This window comes from Carnobacterium viridans (assembly GCF_900102725.1).
Taxonomy (GTDB): domain Bacteria; phylum Bacillota; class Bacilli; order Lactobacillales; family Carnobacteriaceae; genus Carnobacterium_B; species Carnobacterium_B viridans.
Genome location: NZ_FNJW01000008.1, coordinates 185,119 through 206,304, shown reverse-complemented (window position 1 = coordinate 206,304; position 21,186 = coordinate 185,119). Strand labels below are relative to the sequence as shown.

The 21,186-nt window shown below is 33.9% G+C and carries 20 protein-coding genes; 3 read left to right on the top strand and 17 right to left on the bottom strand.

The genetic code is table 11. The features are described from left to right. Window position 1: 1 nt before the first annotated feature. The 8 genes from BLT48_RS02455 to dapB all read right to left on the bottom strand — a co-directional run bounded on the left by BLT48_RS02455 (window position 2) and on the right by dapB (window position 9,226). Window positions 2-718, bottom strand: a complete 717-nt coding sequence (locus BLT48_RS02455; protein WP_089974925.1) for a DnaD domain-containing protein — start codon at window positions 716-718, stop codon at window positions 2-4. 103 nt (window positions 719-821) lie between these two features. Next, window positions 822-2,120, bottom strand: coding sequence for an asparagine--tRNA ligase (gene asnS, locus BLT48_RS02450; RefSeq protein WP_089974921.1), 1,299 nt, complete (start codon window positions 2,118-2,120; stop codon window positions 822-824). A gap of 101 nt (window positions 2,121-2,221) precedes the next feature. Beyond that, window positions 2,222-2,740 (bottom strand): cell wall elongation regulator TseB-like domain-containing protein, encoded by a 519-nt coding sequence (locus BLT48_RS02445; RefSeq protein ID WP_051923384.1) that lies wholly within the window; start codon window positions 2,738-2,740, stop codon window positions 2,222-2,224. A 74-nt stretch (window positions 2,741-2,814) separates the two neighbouring features. After that, entirely contained in the window at window positions 2,815-5,643 is a 2,829-nt protein-coding gene (dinG, locus tag BLT48_RS02440) for an ATP-dependent DNA helicase DinG (RefSeq protein ID WP_226776662.1), read from the bottom strand. Between the two features lie 129 nt (window positions 5,644-5,772). Beyond that, the gene (locus tag BLT48_RS02435) at window positions 5,773-6,249 is read right to left on the bottom strand and encodes a hypothetical protein (protein WP_089974917.1); all 477 of its coding nucleotides are present in this window, start codon (window positions 6,247-6,249) and stop codon (window positions 5,773-5,775) included. A gap of 207 nt (window positions 6,250-6,456) precedes the next feature. Further along, the gene (locus BLT48_RS02430) at window positions 6,457-7,059 is read right to left on the bottom strand and encodes a nitroreductase family protein (protein ID WP_089974914.1); all 603 of its coding nucleotides are present in this window, start codon (window positions 7,057-7,059) and stop codon (window positions 6,457-6,459) included. Window positions 7,060-7,232: 173 nt separating this feature from the next. Continuing rightward, window positions 7,233-8,438, bottom strand: coding sequence for a CCA tRNA nucleotidyltransferase (locus tag BLT48_RS02425; protein WP_089974911.1), 1,206 nt, complete (start codon window positions 8,436-8,438; stop codon window positions 7,233-7,235). Beyond that, complete coding sequence (dapB, locus tag BLT48_RS02420) at window positions 8,435-9,226, bottom strand: 4-hydroxy-tetrahydrodipicolinate reductase (protein ID WP_089974909.1); 792 nt, start codon at window positions 9,224-9,226, stop codon at window positions 8,435-8,437. Before dapB ends, BLT48_RS02425 begins: the two co-directional genes overlap by 4 nt. Before the next feature lie 208 nt (window positions 9,227-9,434). Between dapB and BLT48_RS02415 the strand changes: the two genes are divergently transcribed. Further along, complete coding sequence (locus BLT48_RS02415) at window positions 9,435-10,325, top strand: YitT family protein (RefSeq protein WP_089974906.1); 891 nt, start codon at window positions 9,435-9,437, stop codon at window positions 10,323-10,325. Here the strand turns inward: BLT48_RS02415 and BLT48_RS02410 are convergent. Both BLT48_RS02410 and BLT48_RS02405 read right to left on the bottom strand, forming a co-directional pair. After that, window positions 10,322-10,897, bottom strand: coding sequence for a ReoY family proteolytic degradation factor (locus BLT48_RS02410; protein ID WP_089974903.1), 576 nt, complete (start codon window positions 10,895-10,897; stop codon window positions 10,322-10,324). The two genes, BLT48_RS02415 and BLT48_RS02410, sit on opposite strands and share 4 nt — an antisense overlap. Before the next feature lie 48 nt (window positions 10,898-10,945). Continuing rightward, complete coding sequence (locus BLT48_RS02405; protein ID WP_089974900.1) at window positions 10,946-12,211, bottom strand: tetratricopeptide repeat protein; 1,266 nt, start codon at window positions 12,209-12,211, stop codon at window positions 10,946-10,948. 188 nt (window positions 12,212-12,399) lie between these two features. Here BLT48_RS02405 and BLT48_RS02400 point away from each other — a divergent pair, with 188 nt between their 5' ends. Together BLT48_RS02400 and BLT48_RS14575 are read left to right on the top strand one after the other, a co-directional pair. Next, window positions 12,400-13,377 (top strand): sensor domain-containing diguanylate cyclase, encoded by a 978-nt coding sequence (locus tag BLT48_RS02400; RefSeq protein ID WP_089974897.1) that lies wholly within the window; start codon window positions 12,400-12,402, stop codon window positions 13,375-13,377. A gap of 236 nt (window positions 13,378-13,613) precedes the next feature. Next, on the top strand, window positions 13,614-13,757 hold the full coding sequence (locus BLT48_RS14575) for an integrase (protein WP_244885793.1): 144 nt from the start codon (window positions 13,614-13,616) through the stop codon (window positions 13,755-13,757). 78 nt (window positions 13,758-13,835) lie between these two features. Here the strand turns inward: BLT48_RS14575 and hbs are convergent, their stop codons facing one another. The 7 genes from hbs to BLT48_RS02360 all read right to left on the bottom strand — a co-directional run bounded on the left by hbs (window position 13,836) and on the right by BLT48_RS02360 (window position 21,152). Continuing rightward, entirely contained in the window at window positions 13,836-14,111 is a 276-nt protein-coding gene (hbs, locus tag BLT48_RS02390; RefSeq protein ID WP_013710665.1) for a non-specific DNA-binding protein Hbs, read from the bottom strand. A gap of 258 nt (window positions 14,112-14,369) precedes the next feature. Beyond that, complete coding sequence (gene der / locus BLT48_RS02385; protein WP_035022663.1) at window positions 14,370-15,683, bottom strand: ribosome biogenesis GTPase Der; 1,314 nt, start codon at window positions 15,681-15,683, stop codon at window positions 14,370-14,372. A gap of 188 nt (window positions 15,684-15,871) precedes the next feature. Further along, window positions 15,872-17,092 (bottom strand): 30S ribosomal protein S1, encoded by a 1,221-nt coding sequence (gene rpsA, locus BLT48_RS02380; RefSeq protein ID WP_089974889.1) that lies wholly within the window; start codon window positions 17,090-17,092, stop codon window positions 15,872-15,874. Between the two features lie 103 nt (window positions 17,093-17,195). Further along, complete coding sequence (cmk, locus tag BLT48_RS02375; RefSeq protein ID WP_035022657.1) at window positions 17,196-17,873, bottom strand: (d)CMP kinase; 678 nt, start codon at window positions 17,871-17,873, stop codon at window positions 17,196-17,198. A gap of 88 nt (window positions 17,874-17,961) precedes the next feature. Beyond that, the gene (locus BLT48_RS02370; protein ID WP_089974887.1) at window positions 17,962-18,579 is read right to left on the bottom strand and encodes a LysM peptidoglycan-binding domain-containing protein; all 618 of its coding nucleotides are present in this window, start codon (window positions 18,577-18,579) and stop codon (window positions 17,962-17,964) included. A 64-nt stretch (window positions 18,580-18,643) separates the two neighbouring features. Continuing rightward, window positions 18,644-20,089: a RecQ family ATP-dependent DNA helicase gene (locus BLT48_RS02365; protein WP_089974884.1), complete on the bottom strand. Its 1,446-nt coding sequence runs from the start codon at window positions 20,087-20,089 to the stop codon at window positions 18,644-18,646. Next, window positions 20,082-21,152, bottom strand: a complete 1,071-nt coding sequence (locus BLT48_RS02360; protein WP_218123353.1) for a YpbB family protein — start codon at window positions 21,150-21,152, stop codon at window positions 20,082-20,084. Before BLT48_RS02360 ends, BLT48_RS02365 begins: the two co-directional genes overlap by 8 nt. Window positions 21,153-21,186 lie beyond the last annotated feature (34 nt).

Sequence of the window (21,186 nt, the reverse complement as noted above, 5' to 3'; positions counted from 1 at the left end):
GTTAAGAATTTTCGTTATTATTTAACCAATTGTGCAAAGGTACTTTAGTAGTCGGTTCTTTAGATACTGAATAAGTTTGCGTTTTAGTGCCTGCTTTTCTGCGACGACTTGCTTCTTTTTCAACTTGATCTTTGGTTCGAATATTCTTTCTTTCCCAATTTAGTAAGATACGATCTACATATTTCAAACTGTATACTTGATTCAAAACTGCTTCTCTTAACGCTAACTCAATTAATTCAATGGCATAATGATCTTCATCCAGCCACATCCCTATCGTCTGTATTTCTATTGGCGACAAAGGCCTACCAAATTCAGCTTCAAATAATTGAAATAAGTCTTGTTCAGATAAATGCTGTTTTTCAAAACGCTGTTGGTTTTCTTGCTGGGAAATAACCATTGCCAGTTTATCCCATAATAAATCCAACCGATAACTGTCACGCGTTTTTCCTTCATTATTTTTTTCTGTTTCAATGATGATCAATTTTTTATTGATTAATTCATGAATCATTTGAAAGGCATCTGAAGAAGAAATTTGCATTCGTTTTGAAATAACTTCTGTGTCTGGAAAATCATTTCCAGCATCAATAAATGATTTTAACTGCAAAACTAAAATCAATTGTTCATTACTTAAACCAAGACTTTTATAATGGGTTAACAAGACATTTGATATCGTCGTATTTCCTGCTTTCAGCCATTTTTGTAATAAATGATTATTCATTGAGTTCTATCCTCCTTATTGTTCTCAATTAAAGGGGTCTTTTGTTGTCTTATACGATTAAAAAACAGCAACTTAGAAAGACTCAAGTTGCTGTACTCGTTTTTTATGGGTAAATACGATTTAACAAGCGCGGGAATGGAATAGATTCACGAATATGCTCTGTTCCACTAATCCATGTTACTGTACGTTCTAGTCCTAATCCAAATCCTGAATGAGGTACACTGCCGTATTTACGTAAATCCATATACCATGCATAGTCTTCTTCTTTTAGGCCAAAGTCTTTAATCCGTTGAGACAATGCATCAAAATCAACTTCACGTTCACTTCCACCAACTATTTCTCCATACCCTTCAGGAGCAATTAAATCAGCACACAACACAACGTCTTCTCTTTCAGGATGTGGCTTCATATAGAAAGCTTTTATAGCTTTAGGATAATTCAAAATAAATACAGGTTTGTCGTATTGAGTTGCAATAAAGGTTTCATGAGGTGATCCAAAATCATCTCCCCAAGTAATATCGTCAAACCCATTTTCATTCAATAAAGTTACTGCATCATCATATGAAATTCTTGGATAAGGCAATTCTGTGTATTTTTTCAACGTTTCTTTGTCACGTTCTAATGTGTTTAACGCATCATCACAATTATCAAGAACACTTTGGATCAGATAAGCAACATATTTTTCTTGTACTTCTAAACTTTGCTCATGATCCATAAACGCCATCTCAGGTTCAATCATCCAAAATTCAATTAAATGACGACGAGTTTTCGATTTTTCTGCTCTAAAAGTCGGACCAAAGGAAAAGACTTTCCCAAATGCCATTGCAGCTGCTTCCATATATAATTGACCACTTTGTGAAAGAAAAGCTTCTTGGTCAAAGTATTCTGTGTGGAATAATTCTGTTGAATCTTCTGCAGCATTTGCTGTTAAGATTGGTGGATCAACCTTGATGAATCCTTCTTCATTGAAGAAATTATAAGTAGCACGAATAATTTCATTACGAATACGCATAATTGCATGTTGTTTTGAAGAACGTAACCATAAATGACGGTGATCCATTAAAAATTCTGTCCCATGTTCTTTTGGAGTAATAGGATAATCATGACTTTCACCGATTACTTTGATCGATTTCACAGCAATTTCATAACCGAATTTTGAACGTGCATCTTCTTGAATAACACCAGTTAATAGAATAGAAGTTTCTTGATTCAACGATTTCGCTAATTGGAAAACTTCTTCCTCAACTTCACTTTTTACTACGATTCCTTGAAAAAATCCAGAACCATCACGTAATTGTAAAAATGCAATTTTACCACTTGAGCGTTTATTTGCTACCCAAGCTCTGATCTCTACTTCTTCTCCAACATGATTTTTGGATTCTATAATTGTAATATGTTCCACAGTTAAAACTCCTTTAAATAAATTTTGATGGTCACTTATTTTTACTGCCTTGATTATTATACAAGAAAAACAGACTCTATAACGGTCTTTTTTAAGAATCTTTAAATATTTTCAATATCACTTACCCATTTGCCGGATTTAGCGGTCAAAACATAATAACCTAGTCTTCCATTCTCTTGTTTGTAAGAAATCTCCCAAATAGGTGTTTCACCATCAAGGCCGATACGAGCTTCAAGAATATCAACTGCTCCTTTATCTTCGCGTGTCAATGCTTTAGCCTGTTGTTCGGTAATGAATTCATCTTGATTCAAAACCGTTGTGGCTCCACCATCTTTAGCTACTATCACCATAATTTCCTCATCAGATTCGTTTACTCCCGAAACGGAAAAATAAGTCTTATCGCGATTGTACCAATAAAAATCAGTTGCTTTCACTAGACCAGCAGATTCTTTTGCAATGGCAATCGTCTCTTTTTCTGCTTTTTTAATTGGGTCTTGACTAATCAACAAAAGGGTAATTGAGCAGACAAGTATCACACTCATGACAATTGCTGAAGTGATCAGTATTCCTTTTTTCATAAGTATCCCTACTTTTAGTTTATTCTTTTGTTCTTCTTTCATCTGTTGCTTTTAATAGTCTATTATAACAGAAAATCCTTCTTTTTACTGAACATTCCGTTATAAAATTAAATCGTTTAGTTCATTTCCTTCTCTTCAATAGTTAAAAAATGAGACAACTTTTCACCGATTTTTTTAGTTGGTATTTCTTCTATTGGCAATTCTTTCGGTAGTGCAGCTAAAATCTGTTTGCCATAACTTGTTTGGATCAAACGATTATCCAATACAATCATGATCCCTTTATCATTCTCAGAACGAATGAGCCTTCCTAAACCTTGCTTTAAACGCAAGGTTGCTTTCGGCAACGAATCAACTGTAAATGGATTCAACTGTTTTTGTTCCAAATAGCGATGTTTTGCTTTAACAAAGGGTCTGTCTGGAGATTCAAATGGCAATCGGGTGATGACGATCACACTTAACGATTTTCCAGGCAAATCAACGCCTTCCCAAAAACTATCTGCTCCTAGTAAAATACCTCCTGTAGATCTAAAGAAGCGTTTCAACATACGTTCCCGACTACCTGAAAACCCTTGTGCTAATAACTCACGTCCAGAAACGGAAGATTTTTGTTGAAGTGAAAAATACACTTCTTGTAGCATCTCATAAGAATTAAATAACACCATTGTATTTTCATTTGAATGTTCAATAATATTTTCTACTTGTTCTACGATCATTTGGACATAATCTTTCTTTGATAATGCCTTAATGGGTTTAAGCTCTTTAGGAATCCACAGTCTAGCTTGTTTTTTATAATCATATGGCGAATCAATAACTAATTCCCTTAACTGTGATTCTCCTAGCTGTGCTTCAAAATAACTGAACGAACCGCTAATTTCTAATGTAGCCCCTGTATACAAAATAAAGGGTGTATGATCTAACAATTTTTCTTTTAAAAACTTACTACTGTCTACTTTTGAACGCTTAATAGTGAAGGTATTTTTAGGACTTTTCTCTTTATAAGAAAACCAAGTCACTTCATTATCTTCATTTTTTTGAAAAACAGCATAAAAAATATCTTTTTGAGTTTCAAATTTCGTCAATACATCAAAAAAATCTTCAAGTAAATAGCGTTCTCTTTGGGTTAATTGGTGTTTTTCATTTAATCCATGGTTGACTAATTCAAGCCCTAAATAATTGATTTCATTCATCAATGTCAAAACATTTTTTGACGCCTTTTTTAATGCCAGATTCCAGCTGGTTTCTCTGTTAAATTGAATATCTATTTGTTCTTGTTCGTAAAGCTTATTGGCTGTAGTATTTTTACAATACATCAGTAATTGATGAACAAAATCGGATAGTTCATCCTCTAATGAAAGTATGTTCAACTCCATATTTTCTATATGAGAACGGTCCATTTCAGGAAGCTGTTGAGTGAGTTGACTCAGTCTACCTAAAAAGCTTTTCTCGTCTGAGGTACGGCCGATGGTTTTTATTAGTTGCTGCATACTGTAATACCCAAAAGTTTCGCTGGAAGCTTCTGTTGCTACGTCAGGTAAATGCTGGGCTTCATCAATTATCAATTTACTCATCGTTGGCAACTCTTTTTCTTTACGATTTAAATCATGACATAAAAAAGAATGATTCGTAATAATTACACTTGCATGGTTGACTTTTTGTTGAGCATGCAAATAAAAATCTTCATTATGCCATAAATCTTCTTCCGGTTTCGTCAACCAACCACGATGCCGAATTTTGCTCCAAAATACATGGTTGTAATTGGTTAAATTCAACTCATCCAAGTCTCCAGTCTCCGTCTCCGTCAACCAAGTCAGTAACTTCATTTTATAAATGGCTTCTACTTTTTGCTCTATCGGGTCTCTTAATACTTCTTGAAATTTCGTTAAGTGAATATAATGATTTTTACTTTTTAATATGGCTGCTTGCACAGTAAAAGGCAAAATCGTATTTAGTTGAACCATGTCTTTTTCTAATAGTTGCTTTTGTAATAAGGTAGTATATGTGCTGATGACTACTGGTTCTTCAACTGTTGCAATATAAGCTAACGGCACTAAATAACCCAGTGTCTTACCAACCCCTGTAGCAGCTTCAATTGCAAAATGACCCTTTTCATTAGTCGTAAAATAATCAAACACTGCATCCATCATTTTGATTTGTTGGTTTCTGGTTGTCAGCTTCGTCTGAAACAACTGTTCCTTCTTCGCTACAGTTGTTGGGTAACTTACCTCTTCGCGGTAAGCTTTCTGTTCAAAAATAGGTTCCTTGATCTTTATTGCTAAACCATTTTTAATCATAATAGATTCAGAGAGCGGTAATCGCTCCTGTTTCATTTCAGCTAAGAATTTTCCAAAGAAATAAGATGTTTCCATAGTAAGGTGCTCAGAAATTTCAACCATTTTTTCTACAGTAACTAAAGGAAGCTCTTTTAATCTATTCTTCAATTCAAGAAAAAGTTCTGCAGTAACTGCTGCATCGCTATCTGCTTGATGCGGATTAGTGTGTTCAATATTAAATTTGCTGACTAAATCATTTAGCCGGTAACTTGATTCAGTAGGTAATAGAATTTGTGCTAATTCAACGGTGTCTATTCCTTTATTCTTCAATGCTGGCATTCCACAACGCTGCAATTCTCCTGAAAGAAAAATATAATCAAATTGGATATTGTGTGCGACGATAATGCAATCTTCCAATAAATTATAAATGGTTGCTGCAACATCTTCAAAATATGGTGCTAAGGCAACTGATTTATTTGAAAGGCCCGTCAAATGCTCTATTTGTTTTGGGATACTGGTTAGAGGGTTGATTGTTGTTGCGAAACGATGAACAATTTTATCGTCTTCTATTAAGACACAACCAAATTGAATCATACGGTCCCCACTGGCTACATTACCGCCTGTTGTTTCAATATCCACTACAGCATATGTATCTTTATGGTTCAATTTATTCACCTAATTCTTTAGACATAGTATTTTCTTTACCATCATACTATGAAGCTAAAAAAAAAACAAAAAAAGCTCAAGAAAAAATGGACATCCAGCCATTTTCTCTTGAGTCATTTAAGTACCAACTATTTATTTTTAGAATTTATCTTTATAGATATCTTTTACTGTCTTTTCTTTATCAATGACAATGTACAACACATTATCTTGAGAAACAAATGAACTTTGATATGCATTATCAATTCGATCAGAGTCAATTGCTTCATAAGGGAAATAAACGGTCTCTTGAGCCATAATTTCTACAGAATCTGAATTTTCACTATCTCTATACAGGATATCCATTTTTTCAATATCTGGATATTTCACTGCACGATCAAACATACCCATTTCTAAACCGCCAAGATTAATGTCGCTTGAATTCACTTCATCAGCTTCTGGGAAAATTTCAATTTTTAAAGATTCACACGGGAAAATTTCTTGAAGTTCGCTATTGCCAATGCGCCCAAAACTTTTTGAAATGTGTTTAATCCATAGATCTCCAATAAATTCTTTATCGATTGTCCAAGTTTCTCCATTTTTAAACGTCATTTTTAATGCCTTAACTTCTTTTTTCATTATTTTCGCTCCCTTTTTTTACTATTTAAAAAGTTTGTGATTCTTTTACTAGTTTCATTCTACCATAAAATTAACATATGTAAATAAAAAAGATTGTAAATTGTGATTTTTTTAACAAGGTGAAACAAAAAAAAGAAATAGGAAGTTCACCAAACTCCTATTCCTTCATTTACTTCTTAATAGACCATTCGTTTAGTTCATTAATGATTAGTTAAATACAAGAACTCTTTCAGAATCATCCATGTATTCTTTTTCACCAGCTGGAGCTTCAATTGAACCAATTGGCATTTGACCAGTTAATTTCCAGTCTGCAGAAAGATTCCATTCTTTTTGAACAGCATCATCAATTAACGGGTTGTAATGTTGTAAACTTCCGCCAATATTTTCAACAGCTAATGCTGTCCATACAGAGTGTTGAGCAATCCCAGTAGATTGTTCAGACCAGATAGGGAAGTTATCTGCATATAATGCGAATTGTTCTTGTAAAGCTTTAACGATACTTGTATCTTCAAAGAATAAAATTGTTCCGAATGCTACACGGAAGCTATTTAATTTTTCTTTAGTTGGAGTAACGTCTTGTCCGTCTGGAATAGCTTTAAGTACAGCTTCTTCAGTAATATCCCAAACTTTGTTGTGAGCATTTCCAAATAATACAACTGCACGTGAAGTTTGTGAGTTGAATGAAGATGGACTTTCTTTAATCGCTTTTTGAACTAATCCAACGATTTCTGTTTCAGATAATGAAACATTTTTCCCTAGAGAATAAATTGAACGACGTTCTTCTAATAATTTTGTGAATTGGTTTTCCATAATTTAAAATTCCTCCTTTAATTAACTTACTTTATTAGTATAACAACTTATTTTTAGTGCGTAAACCTTTTTCTTACTATTTGTTAAATTAGTTACAAAAAATAAGTAAAAAGATAGTCATCTTTATAAATTGATGACTATCTTTTTATTTAAATAACGGTATATCAGCTTTTTCAAGCATCTTTAGTATAATGAGTTGAAACCCATTCAACTATGATTGGTTTTTCATTTGGCAATTCGCCAGATAAAATAGTGGCTTCTATTTCTGTCATCAAATCTCCTAACCATTTGCCAGGTTTTCGATTTAACACTACTTGTAGATCATTGCCATCTATTTTCATGTCATTTTTACTATAAATTGGCAACTCTTGGTATAACTTATGAACAGTCTCAAAATCAATTGGATAGCCTAAACATTCCATAACTGTTTCAACATCTAAAGAAACTTGAAGTCCAGTTTGATAAAGGATTTGACGGTTAAAATTATTTTTCAAACGATGCTCTAAAGCAATCATAGCTAATTTCACCTGATTAATTTCTTTTTTTGAACATTTCCAAGCTCTTAAAAACAATTCAACATCATCACTCGTTTTGTTCAGATAATGAATCAACAATACCCAAGCAACAATCCGGTTCTCAATCACACAATCTAATTTAGCGAATTCTTCTAATTCTTTTTTAGAGTCTTTCAGTCCTGGACAATAATAAAAGAGATTCGTTCGGATAAATAACTCAAGCCCTTGTTTTCTTCCACTTCCTAAAAGAAGCTTTACAAATTCAACTTGAATGCGTTCAACTGCTATTTTTTCAAGTAACGGATGATTTTTGTGAATCGCTGCTTCTGTTTCACTATCCATGCTAAAATTTAGTTGGCTAACAAATCTTACACCACGCATCATGCGTAAAGCATCCTCAAAAAAACGTTCTTCAGGAATACCAACTGCCTTGATTAAGTTATTTTCTAAATCTTTCTGACCATTGAAATAGTCAATAATTTTCCCATCTCGGTCCATCGCTAAAGCATTGATTGTGAAATCACGACGCTTTAAGTCTTCCTTTAAAGAGCGAACAAATTCAACAGTGTCAGGACGTCTAAAATCTTGATACGTTGACTCTGTTCTGAATGTAGTGATTTCATAGCTAGCATCTTTCCATAACACCATTACAGTGCCATGTTCAATGCCCACGTCAATCGTTTTTGGGAAAATTTCTTTGATCTCATTTGGTTTTGCACTTGTGGCGATATCCACGTCATTGATTGGCTTATTTAAAAGAGTATCTCTGACACTTCCACCCACAAAATAAGCTTCAAAACCAGCTTCTTCTATTTTATCAATAATTGGCAACGCCTGTTTAAACTGATGATCGAACAAAATCATAAAATATTTTCCAATCCATAGGCTAATTCATGTAATGACATTACCTTTTCACAGCCTAAAGCCACACCTGTCATAAACGAAGAACGATCAAATGAATCATGGCGGATTACTAACCCTTCACCAACGCTTCCAAATTGCACTTGTTGATGAGCCACCAGACCGGGTAAACGCACACTGTGAATTTTCATGCCTTTATAGTCAGCTCCACGTGCTCCTTTGATCAGTTCTTTTTCCTCAGGGTTTCCTTGTTCATGATGTCCGCGCTCAGCAAAGATCATTTCAGCTGTTTTAATTGCTGTACCGCTTGGTGCATCTAATTTATTATCGTGATGCATCTCAGTTATTTCTACATCTGGGAAATACTTGGAAGCTTTAGCAGCAAACTCCATCATTAAAACCGCTCCAATAGCAAAATTAGGCGCAATTAATCCACCAAGATTTTTATCTTTCGCTAGTTGCTGAACTTCTTTAACTTCACTTTCTGTAAAACCAGTTGTCCCAACCACTGGACGGATTCCTTTTCCTAAAGCAAAACAAGTATTTTTGAAAGCAACAGTGGGAATTGTAAAATCGATCCACACATCTGCTTGGACTTCTTTCACCATTAGTTCTTTATCTTGAAACACAGGTACATCTACAGTTGAAAATTCGCTCAACTCATTTAATCTTTTTTCAGAAGAATGTGGATCAAGTACGCCTACTAAAGAGAACTTTTCATTTTCTAGTACCATTTTCGTGGCTGTTAACCCCATTTTACCTTTAAAACCTGCAACTACAATTTTAATCATTTTTATTCTTCCCTTTCAATCGGCTTTTCCACCGTAACTTCTTTTTTCACGTTATCTATTTTATCTATGACAACTGACTAAAACACTCTTCATTTCATAGCCTATTATTCTTTAAGTCTACCAAAAAGTGAGAAGGTTGCAAGACTTGTTGCTTATTTTTCAAAAAAAATGTATTCTTTATAAGATAAATCAAGTCAGGAGTGAATGTATGTTAAACGAAAAAATAGCTGTAAAAGATATACTGATTATTACAATCGGCTGTGCACTTTATGCATTTGGACTAGTGTACATCAATATTGCAAACGAATTAGCTGAAGGTGGAATGACCGGTGTTTCTTTATTGTTACGTTACTGGTTTCACATTGATCCAGCTCTGTCTACATTACTCCTAAACATTCCAACGATATTAATCGGATGGAAAATGTTAGGCAACCGTTCATTAATTTACACCATATATGGAACAGCTATGTTGTCCTTCTTCTTATATATATGGCAACGAACTTCAATTGCTATTGATTTAGAAAACGACCTTTTTATAGCTGGCATCTTAGCTGGCTTATGTGGTGGAGTGGGTAGCGGTATGATCTATCGTTCAGGTGGAACAACTGGCGGCAGCGATATTCTTGCTCGCATTTTAGAAAAGAAAAAAGGTATTTCAATGGGAAAAACATTATTGGTCTTTGATGTTTTTATTTTAACGTTATCGTTAACTTACATAGACTTGCCTCATATGATGTATACGTTGCTTGCTTCTTATGTATTTTCTAAAATCGTTGACTTTATGCAAGATGGATCTTATGCAGCAAGAGGATTACTTATTATTTCTGAGAAACATGAACGTATCGCTGAAACGATTATGTCAGAAATGGAACGAGGCGTAACGTTCTTCAAAGCTGAGGGTGCTTATTCAAAAGAAGAGAAAAAAGTATTGTATTGCGTTTTAGGCAGTCATGAAATTGTCATGGCTAAACGAATCATTCATGAAATTGATTCAAAAGCTTTTTATTCTCTTTTAACGGTACATGAAGTTCTAGGAGAAGGTTTCTCATTCGACCCTAAACCAAAGCAACCAATTTTCATAAAAAAAGCCAAACCTTAATGGTTTGGCTTTTTTTGTTCATTCCTTAAATCTTCTTCAATTTCTTTTAATTGTTTTGACAATTGAATAAATCTTTCTCGATCTTCTTTTTCTAAAGACAGGTCAATCTGATGGAGTGTATTTTGTTTTCGTTCCGTTAATGATAACGTCTCAAGTGCAAGTTCAACTTCTTCAACAAGTTGTATACTAATAGTTTCATTCCACTTGTAATAGGGATTATCTTCCAATATAGTCAGGTATTCGGCAGACTTCCATGGATTTAAAAAAACTAGCTCAATATACATCTCTTCTTGCCAATTTAATCGAACTTCATGGAAAGCTTGTTCCGGATCGCTAAACACTGTTCCATTTTTATAAAATAGAAAAGCTTCATTGTTCGTTTCCGTTGTAGACATCATCATGCCCCGTGGAGTTTTATCTACAGCTTCTACAAAATGGACTTTGTTTAATACTATATCATGATTTAGTAAGTAGTTTAGGATCCACATAGATTCTCTTCTCTTCAATTGGTATCGGTCTAAAAACCATCCAAGAAAATTTTTTTTAGCTTCTAAAGAAATTTGGATGTTCATGTAAAAAACCTCCCTATCTTACCCTTTTTCTCATTATAACTTAATCAATTAATAGTTGCTATTTATTTCTTCTAGTATTTCTATTATTTCTGCATCACTTGGCACAAGAAGCAAATAGTCGTTAATCACATCCTTGATAATAGTGCGTTCTCCTTCTTCACGTAGAAAATAGATATAAGATTTCAAGAAATCTTTATTCTGACCAAGTGATAGGTAAGCTTTTTGGTAAGCAATACTTGCTGCTGAATATTCTTCCAAACCTTCATTGGCTAAAGCTAGATTCCAATAAAACTGAGGATCAACTTCATTTTGTACGAGTATTTTTTGAATCCATTCGACTGTTTCATCGAAACGTTCTTGTTTCAACAATAAATTTGTATACGCTAACTGCACAGATGAATTTTCTGGAACAAGTTGAACGGCCTTTAAATAATAATCTTCCGCTAAAGATTCGTCTTCTAGCTTGATGGCTATATCAGCACCATAATAGAAAAGTTCATAATTGTATTCATCCACTCTTAAACCTTCTTTAATATTTTCAAGAGCTTTATCCAGTTCATTTTCTTCTTCAAGTCCTTTAGCTAAATAAGGATATAAGGTTGTGTAGTTCGGATCTAAATCTTTTAATTTATTTAAGGTTTCAATTGAACGGCGGTATTGTTTGTCTTGTAAATATGAGAAGCCCAATTGAAATAACGTATCAACGTTTTCTTTTTCTTCCAAGCTTTGCTCTAGGTATAGTATAGCTTGCTCCAAATCACCTAATGCACTGTATGAGCTGCCACATCGAGCAGCCAGGTTGATACCTGAAAAATCGGATAGACCTTGGTTCATCAATTCTTCATAGCCATGAATCGCTTGAGCATATTTTCCCATAGAAAAATGCAGTTCTGCTAAGGCGAAATCTATCACAGGTTCATCAGTTAGGATTTTTTTAGCTGTGAGGAGTTTTTGCTCGCTGACTTCATAAAGACCTTGAACTTGGTATAAGTCGGCTAAAACAAGCAACGTTTGAGGATAAACGTCACTGTCTTCTGTAACTTCTAGAAGCCAATCCATTGCTGAATCTAATTCATTTGCTTCAATAGCTATTTCAGCTAAACTTATTCTTAATTCATCGTCTTCAGGATGACTTTCTAGCAAGTGCAGATTTATTTTTTTTACTTCATTTAAAAAACCAAGGTGATAAAGAGAATCTGCAAGATTATACAGTTCTTCATCTGTATCTTGTTTTAAAGCTTGTTCAAAATAATTCATCGCTTCTTCTAATTGATTATTTTGAAGCGTGTCGATCATCATTTGTCCATATGACATGTCAAAAACCTCTTTCATTTTACAATCTTCTATATCTTCTATTTTAACATAAATTAGAACAAGTAGGGTCCTACCCTTTTTCTATTTATTAAAGTGTACAAAACTTATTGAACTCAACTCTAATATAAAGTAAGCTTAAAAGGTTAATATTTTCAGTCAACTACATTTTTAACAAAGGGGATAGTACTTTGCAAGAATATACTAATGAAGAGCTCATCTTACAAATGACTTCTTTAAAAAGATTGAATAAAGAACTATTGGTAGCTCTTCAAGAAACAGAACGTCTAGAATTTGAATGGACACAAAATTTAGGGCAATGGTTCTGGGATTTTACATTGAATGAAGTCACCTTTAATCCACTAAAAGCAGAAGCAATCGGATACTTAAAAGAAGACTTACCGGAAAAAGTTCCTTATCATTTTTTTACAGATAAAATTCACCCTGATGACAAAGATGAAGTGATGCAACTAATGACAGACCATCTTAAGGGAGACATACCTGCTTGGAATACAAAATACCGTATTCAAGCCAAAGATGGTTCGTGGAAAATGTATCGTGATTTCGGAAAAGTAACAGAGAGAGACGAACAAGGAGCTCCACTATTTCTTAAGGGAATTGTATTCGACATTACGCAGGAAGAACAAGAACGAAATCAACTGATGGCCAGAAATCAAAATTTATCCAATCAAATGAAAAAGGATACTCTCACTTCTTTATATAACAGAACAGCTGTTACAGTAGAGCTAGCAAAACATGCAAACCAGTCAAAAAAATATGACCTTCCTTTATCCGTAATATTTTTGAAAATTGATAAATATTCCGAATATGAGGAGCTGTTTGGAGTGGTCTTAAGTGAAGAAATACTAAAAGTCACTGGTCAGATCATACAAGTAGCCATTCAAAAAAACAATCACATTGCTGGTAGATACAGAGAATCCGTCTTTTTGATTTTATTAAATGATACTCAAAAAGAAGAAGCTTATATTCTTGCTGACACAATAAGACAAACTGTTTTAGAAACCCTTTTCGATGTTCCTAAACATGTAAGTGTAAGTGTTGGTATATCCGAATTTAATAAAGAAGAAACAATCAGTGAGTTAGTTAATCATGTATCTAAAAAATTAGTAACCGCCGTTAAAAATGGAGGAAACCAAATAATCATGTAAATAAAACCTCATTTCGTAAATTGGTTACGAAATGAGGTTTTTTACATGCTAAACGATTCGAAGCAAAATATATAGTGATAAGTTTTTAAAAAGAATTTATATTTTTGAAACAAAATTTGGCACGCCAATTCAAAACAACTCTTTTAATATAGCTCTAAAAGGAGCAGGACAGCGTGTTGGAATGAAAGACAAGGTATTTATCCTCTCACATCTTCAGACACTCTTACATCTCCTTATTGGCTGAAAATAATGTACCTTTAAAAACCATCATGGATAGAGTTGGCCATGAGGATGCAGATATCACAAATCACATCTATACTCATGTCACTAATTCGATGAAAACAAACATAATAGCCCAACTTGAAGCTAGCGGTTTATAAACAATTGCTGTTTTTCTAAGTAAAAACACCCTATAAACAGCAAAAACCCCTGATTTCTCAGGGGTTTTCAGTACTGTATTATTTAACTGCGTCTTTAAGAGCTTTACCTGGTTTAAATGCAGGTACTTTGCTTGCAGCAATTTGGATTTCTTCCCCTGTTTGAGGGTTACGACCTTTACGTGCAGCACGATCGCGAACTTCAAAGTTACCAAAACCAATAATTTGAACTTTTTCACCTTCACTTAATGAAGTTTGAATTGATTCAAAAACAGCATCTACTGCTGAAGTTGCATCTTTTTTAGTAAGTCCTGTTGAAGTAGCAACGTTTTCAATTAATTCTGCTTTGTTAGCCATGTGTATTTCACCTCCCTCGGAAAGAAGAATTGATGCTTTATTTTTAAGTAAATAAACATCATTTAGACATTTTTGAGTGGCCCAAAAATGAATCATTGCGAAATGTAAAATTAGTAGTTCTAAATGACATTTCATTTAAAAAGATATCATATAAATACTGATACTGCAATGAATTTTACTGTTTTAGAAGATATTCTTAAGCATTTTTCAAATATTCAACAAATTATTTGAAACCCCTTAAGAGTTGTGTTAAAATGCTTATTTTCTTCTTCTCACTATAAGGTGAATCGGTGTTCCTTCAAAAGTAAAGGCATCACGAATACGATTTTCTAAGAAACGAGCATAAGAGAAATGCATCATTTCGGGTTCATTCACAAATACTACAAACGTTGGCGGTTTAACAGCTACTTGAGTAGCATAATAAATGCGCAATCTTTTTCCCTTATCCGTTGGAGTTGGGTTCATAGCTACTGCATCTAATATGACTTCATTCAAAGTAGCAGATTGAATACGTAAGTTTTGGTTCATACTTACTCGCTCAATAATTTCAGGAAGTTTATTTAATCGTTGTTTTGTTAAAGCTGAAACAAATATGATTGGCGCATAGCTTAGATACAAAAATTCGCTTCTAATTTGTTCTTCAAATGCTTTCATTGTGTGGTTATCTTTTTCAAGAGTATCCCATTTGTTTACAACAATGATGATTCCTTTTCCGGCTTCATGGGCATATCCAGCAACTTTTTTATCTTGCTCTCTAATACCTTCTTCTGCATTCAATACACATAGAACAACATCAGAACGTTCGATTGCTCTTAAGGCTCTTAAAACACTATATCTTTCAGTGTTTTCATAAACTTTCCCTTTTTTACGCATTCCAGCAGTATCAATCATAACAAATTCAGTTCCATCTTCGCCAATAAAAGCAGTATCGATAGCATCACGAGTCGTTCCTGCAATACTCGAAACAATCACACGATCTTCGCCTAATATAGCATTTACAAGTGATGATTTCCCTACATTTGGTCTACCAATCAAGCTGAATTTTATAACAGAATCATCGTAATCTTCTTCTTGCTCTTCTGGGAAATGATTGATTGCTGCATCCAACAAATCACCGATTCCTAAACCATGACTTCCTGAAATTGGGAAAGGTTCACCTAATCCTAATGAATAAAAGTCAAAAATATCGTTACGCATTTCAGGATTGTCTACTTTGTTAACAGCTAATAATACTGGTTTATTTGTACGATAAAGAATTTTTGCTACATTTTCATCCGCATCTGTTATGTGTTCTTTTACACTTGTAATAAAAATAATCACATCTGCTTCATCCATAGCTATTTCAGCTTGATGTTTAATTTGTTCTAAAAATGGTTCATCACCTAAATCGATCCCGCCTGTATCAATCACATTAAATTCTTTTCCTAGCCATTCTGCTGGTGCATAAATACGATCACGGGTTACTCCTGATACGTCTTCTACAATTGAGATACGTTCTCCAACAATACGATTAAAAATAGTTGATTTTCCTACGTTAGGGCGACCAACGATGGCTACAACTGGTTTTGCCATTGTTTTTGCCTCCTTTTTTATATTCTCTTATAAGTTTATAGAAATACCACAAAACATGCAAGCTTTTGCTTAAGGAATAAGGCAAACTCTCATAAATACTTTGATTTTTCTTCCATTTTACTCAATAAATGCAAAAAAAAAGAACATGAGAACAAAAAAATGTTCACATATCCTTTTTAACGATGTCTTTAGTTCTCCTCATCTGTTGTAATGTCAGACAATTGATCGCCTAAAATATCACCTAAAGTAAAACCAGTATCTTCTTCAGGCAAATCGTAATTGGTTTCTGCTTGACTTGCTTTCGGTTGATTAGGTTTCTCTTCTAATGCCTTGATACTTAAAGAAAGTCTCTGATCCGTTGGATTAACTTCTAATACCTTCACTTTAATTTCGGCACCTTCACTTAAAACTTCATGCGGAGTAGCTATGTGGTTGTGCGAAATTTGCGAAATGTGAACAAGTCCTTCAACTCCTGGGAAGATTTCAACAAATGCTCCAAAACTTGTTAAACGTTTAACCAGGCCATCTAGAACAGAACCTACAGCTGCACGCTCTTCAATATCGTCCCATGGTCCAGGCAATGTTTCTTTAATAGAAAGAGAAATACGACCCTCTTCTTCATTCACAGAAAGAATCTTCACGTTAACTTCTTCTCCGACTGTCAAGACATCGGCAGGATCTTTTACATGCTCATAAGCAATTTGCGAGATGTGGACAAGTCCATCTACACCGCCAAGATCAATAAACGCTCCAAAATTTGTTAAACGAGCGATTTTCCCTTTTACAATATCGCCTTCAACCAAATGACTAAGCAACCCTTTTTTCTTTTCTTCGTTTTCTGCTTCAACAACAGCTTTATGAGAAAGAATTAAACGATTTTCACTAGGTTCGATTTCAATGATTTTAAATTTCAATGTCTGTCCTTTGTATCTAGAAAAATCTTCTACAAAATGAACATCTACCATAGAAGCAGGTACAAATCCTCTGACGCCTACATCTACAACTAAACCGCCTTTTACTACTTCTTTAACAGGTGCTTCAATAATGGCACCTTCATCAAATTCTTTTTGAACTTTTTCCCATACTTTTTTAGCGTCAATACGGCGTTTTGATAATAAATAACTGCCGTTTTCTTTTTCTTTAATTTCTTTAATAACAACTAGATCTACGATATCTCCTACATTTACAACATCTGTAACATTTTCAAATGGAGCAGCTGATAATTCATTGTTCGGAATGACACCTTCAACTCCACCGCCAATAATACCAACTATAGCCTGCTTATTATCTTGAATCGCTAAAATTTCACCTTTAACACTATCTCCAATATTAATTTCTTGAACACTATTCATTGCATCAATCATTGACTCTTGTTCGTTGACCTCTTGGTTTTTTTCATTTTCCGTCATATGTTTGCCCTCCTATAACTAGCCAATAAAATACTTTCTCTCTATATTTTAACCAATTCTTTAAATTATTGCCACCAAAACGACTGAAAAAGTAAAAGAATCCTTAATTATTAAGTTTTATTTGGATTAATTCTCTGATTTTTTCCACAACTTGTTCAATAGTTAAGCTAGTTGTATCCAAACGAACAGCGTCTTGGGCTTGTGTAAGTGGAGAAACCTCACGATGTGAATCTTTGTAATCTCGATCTGCAATTTCTTGCTTTAACACTTCTAGTGAAGTAAGTATACCTTTACTTAAATTTTCTTTGTAGCGTCTTTCTGCACGTTCTTCAACACTAGCAATAAGAAAAATTTTCACTTCCGCTGTTGGTAAAACGGCTGTGCCTATATCACGTCCGTCCATAACTACTCCACCATGTGCTGCTATTTCTTGTTGTCTTTTTACTAGCTCTTTTCTAACTTCACCATGAGCTGAGACAGCTGAAACGGCATTTGTTACATCTGTTAAACGAATAGCATCGGTTACTTCCTCACCATTAATAAACACTTTTTGATTACCTTTGTTTGGTTCAAAAGAAATAATCATTTCTTTCAACAAATGAACTAATTGTTTTTCATCTGTTACTTCGATGTTATTTTTGATTGCTTGATACGTTAGAGCACGATACATTGCTCCAGTATCGCAATAAATGTACCCTAATTCTTTCGCTAATATCTTAGCGACTGTGCTTTTTCCAGCGGAAGCCGGCCCGTCAATGGCAACTTGTATTGTTTTTTTCAATTTTTTTTCCTACTTTCTTTTCATATTAAAAAGGCTAGGTTAACCCTAGCCTTCTGTCAATTATAAAAAATCCAACTCTAAAGAACGTTTACTTAACTTTCAAGACCGTTCCGACACTAACTGAATCGCCAGCTATACCATTTAATGCTTTCAGTTCATCTGTTGTCATGTTGTGATTCAAAGCAATACGGTAAAGGTTATCCCCAGGTTGTACAGTATAAGTATTGGTTGTTTCTTCTACCACTTCAGACTCTGGTTCTTCTACACTTTCAGGCTCCTCAATTACAGGCTGTTCTGCCACTTGCGATTCAGGCTCTTCTGGTGGTACAACTTCACTTTCAGATGACTCTTCTTCTATACTTTCAGATGTAATTTCTGATTCAGATTCCGACTCAGAAACCGATTCTTCTGAGCTACTTGATTCACTACTGCTATTTTGTGTTATGGTCATTCTTTCTTCCGTTTCGTTCTGTTTTTTACTACTATCGGAGTCTACATTAGACCACCAAAGATAAGCAACACTCGGTAAAATAATAATCAATAGTAAGAAAATAACCAACGATGTTATAACAGGGTGTACACTTTTCTTCGATTTTTTCCTTGCTGTTCTAGAATATTTATCATCCACTAAACTATCGTCATCATCAAATTTACGATTCCATGCATTTTCTTTTTTAGGGTTATTTTTAGAATTTCTTTTACTCATCTTTTAGTACTCCTCCTAAACTAAACTCGCTATTATTGTATCATTTTTATATAGAATTGTCCTATTATTTTCCAATTAAAAATAATGCATTCAAGGTTTCTTCCCAGTTTTTTTCATTTTGAGAACTTATTTTTTGTTTCAAATCAGATTCACCATAATAATCAGCAATCTCAAGATTGCAATTAGAACAACAACTATCTGGTTTGCTCTCTAATTTTTCCTCAAAATAATGCAAGAGAAAACGTCGTTTGCAACTAGAAGTTTCCGCATAATCGATCATGTAATACAATTGCTGCTGTTTGTATACAATTCTACTTTTTATTTGCTGCTTAGCTATTTCAATAGATAAATTAGATTTTAAATAGTTTTCTAATAGTTGCTTTTGGGAAGGACTACAACTACCTTCTGGAGTCACGCCTTTTTTATACCCGTATTCCAACATCTCAACTGTCGGTAATGTATCTTCTTGCAAACGAAATTGAATCATACTGTCTCCTTTTTCGTATAGCAATAGAGCTAGACTGGGTTTTCCATCTCTGCCACATCTTCCGACTTCTTGCAAATACGCTTCGGGACTGCCAGGAAGATGATAATGAATAACAAATCGAATATTGCTTTTATTGATACCCATTCCAAATGCGCTTGTCGCACAAATAATATCAATTTCATCATGAACAAACTGCTGTTGTATTTTAATCTTATCTTCTGATTCTATATCAGAGTGGTAACTTTCTGCAACAATGGTTGTTTTAGATCGAATCAATTCAGCAATTTCATCGGCTGTTTTCTTACTAGAAAAATAGATAATTCCTGGTTTTTTCAATTTCTCAATTTGATTCATCAGGTGTTGATTCTTATCTCGGTCACAGATAATAGTAGAAAAAGCAATATTTGAACGATCAACTGAATAGACAATTTCCTTTGTATTTTTATCATCAATATACAATGACGCTAAAATTTCTTCTCGTACACGTTTTGTAGCAGTAGCGGTTAACGCCATGGTTAATGGGAAGTTTAATTGTGTACGAACCAATCCTAGATCTAAGTAATCAGGTCTGAAATCCAATCCCCACTGAGAGATACAATGAGCTTCGTCAATGACAAAAAGACCAATCGGAACTTTTGTTAAGTACGCCATCACATATTCTTGGTGAAGCATCTCAGGTGAAAGAAAAATAAATTTATACTGCGATAAATGCTTTAAAACCCATTCTTTTTCCTGTACATCCATCAAACTATTGATAGCTGCAACTCTTTTTTCACCGTTAAGCTTTAACTGTTCTACTTGGTCTTGCATTAATGACAGTAGAGGTGAAACGATTACTACAAGTCCATTCAAGCAATAGCCTGTTAATTGGTAACAAATTGATTTCCCTGTGCCAGTTGGCAGCATAACTAAGGTATGTCTTCCCTCTAAAGCTGCTAAAACGGCTTCTTCCTGACCATTTCTAAAAGAAGTGTACCCAAAATAGTTCTCTAAATTTTGTTTGATGAGTTCTTTATTAGTCATCAGTACGACTCCTTTCAATTTGAATTAATCTATACCATGAAAAAGGGACTTGCGGCATATCTTTTTCTAGTTCTTCATAGGTAATATTTTCATTAGATTGAAATGCTGTAATTAAACGTTGATATTTGCTATCCGGTATCACGTTAGAAACATCGAAATCCGGAAAAATAATAGCCAATTCAATAACGTGTTCTGAAATAGTATTGGCTTTTAATTTCCTCTTTGATGCAATATTTTCAATAGAAAGTCCTTGATCTAAATAATATGCGGTCAATCTTGTACTTTGGCTTAGACTGCTGTAAGGATCTCCGATACATTCTTGATAAATCAAATAAAACAAAGGATAGTTTTCTTTTTTTCGAACGACTTGATCCATTACTTGAATAATAGCATTTTGAAGTAAAAAAGCTATTTCTAATGCTTCAATTTTATGCATCGAAGCTAATTGAGTAATTGTTTTTCCAAATTTTTCATGACCAGTCAATTGCGATACTACTACTTCTGCAGAAAATGAATCCAAATTAGTTAACGCTTGAATCCATTCCTTTCCGAAAGATTGAGCGAGATCTTGTTTATCTAGTGGATTATTTTTCAACCAATTTTTTACCCAAAGTTGGTTTTTCCATTCTTTATTAAGAGGCAAATAATGCTTATTTTGGTACCTTAATTCTGAAAGAACTTGGGTCAAAAATACCATTTTCCCCCAAAATTCCTTAACAGCTTTTCCATTTAGCAATTGATTTAAATTTGTAGGGTAAAAATGTTCAGAAAAATAGAACTCTACTTCTGTCTTTCCTTGTTCAGAAAGATAAAACTCTTCACTTGTATTATTTGCTTTAATCCAACCTTTAGCAATGAAACGTTGAATCATCTGATTGTACTCTTCTCGTTTTAGATTAGTAAAAATCGAAAAAAACTTTATCACTTGATACGTGTGCGCTTTGAATAAAATCGAAGCGGTTCTTTTTCCTATTAAAATATGGTACAACGTTGAAGGTTTAATCGGGTAATCTTTAGAATATAATGAGAGACAGAAAAACTGGCTGTATAACGATTGCTCCAAGACATTCACCCTCATTTCAGATACTTTAACAATC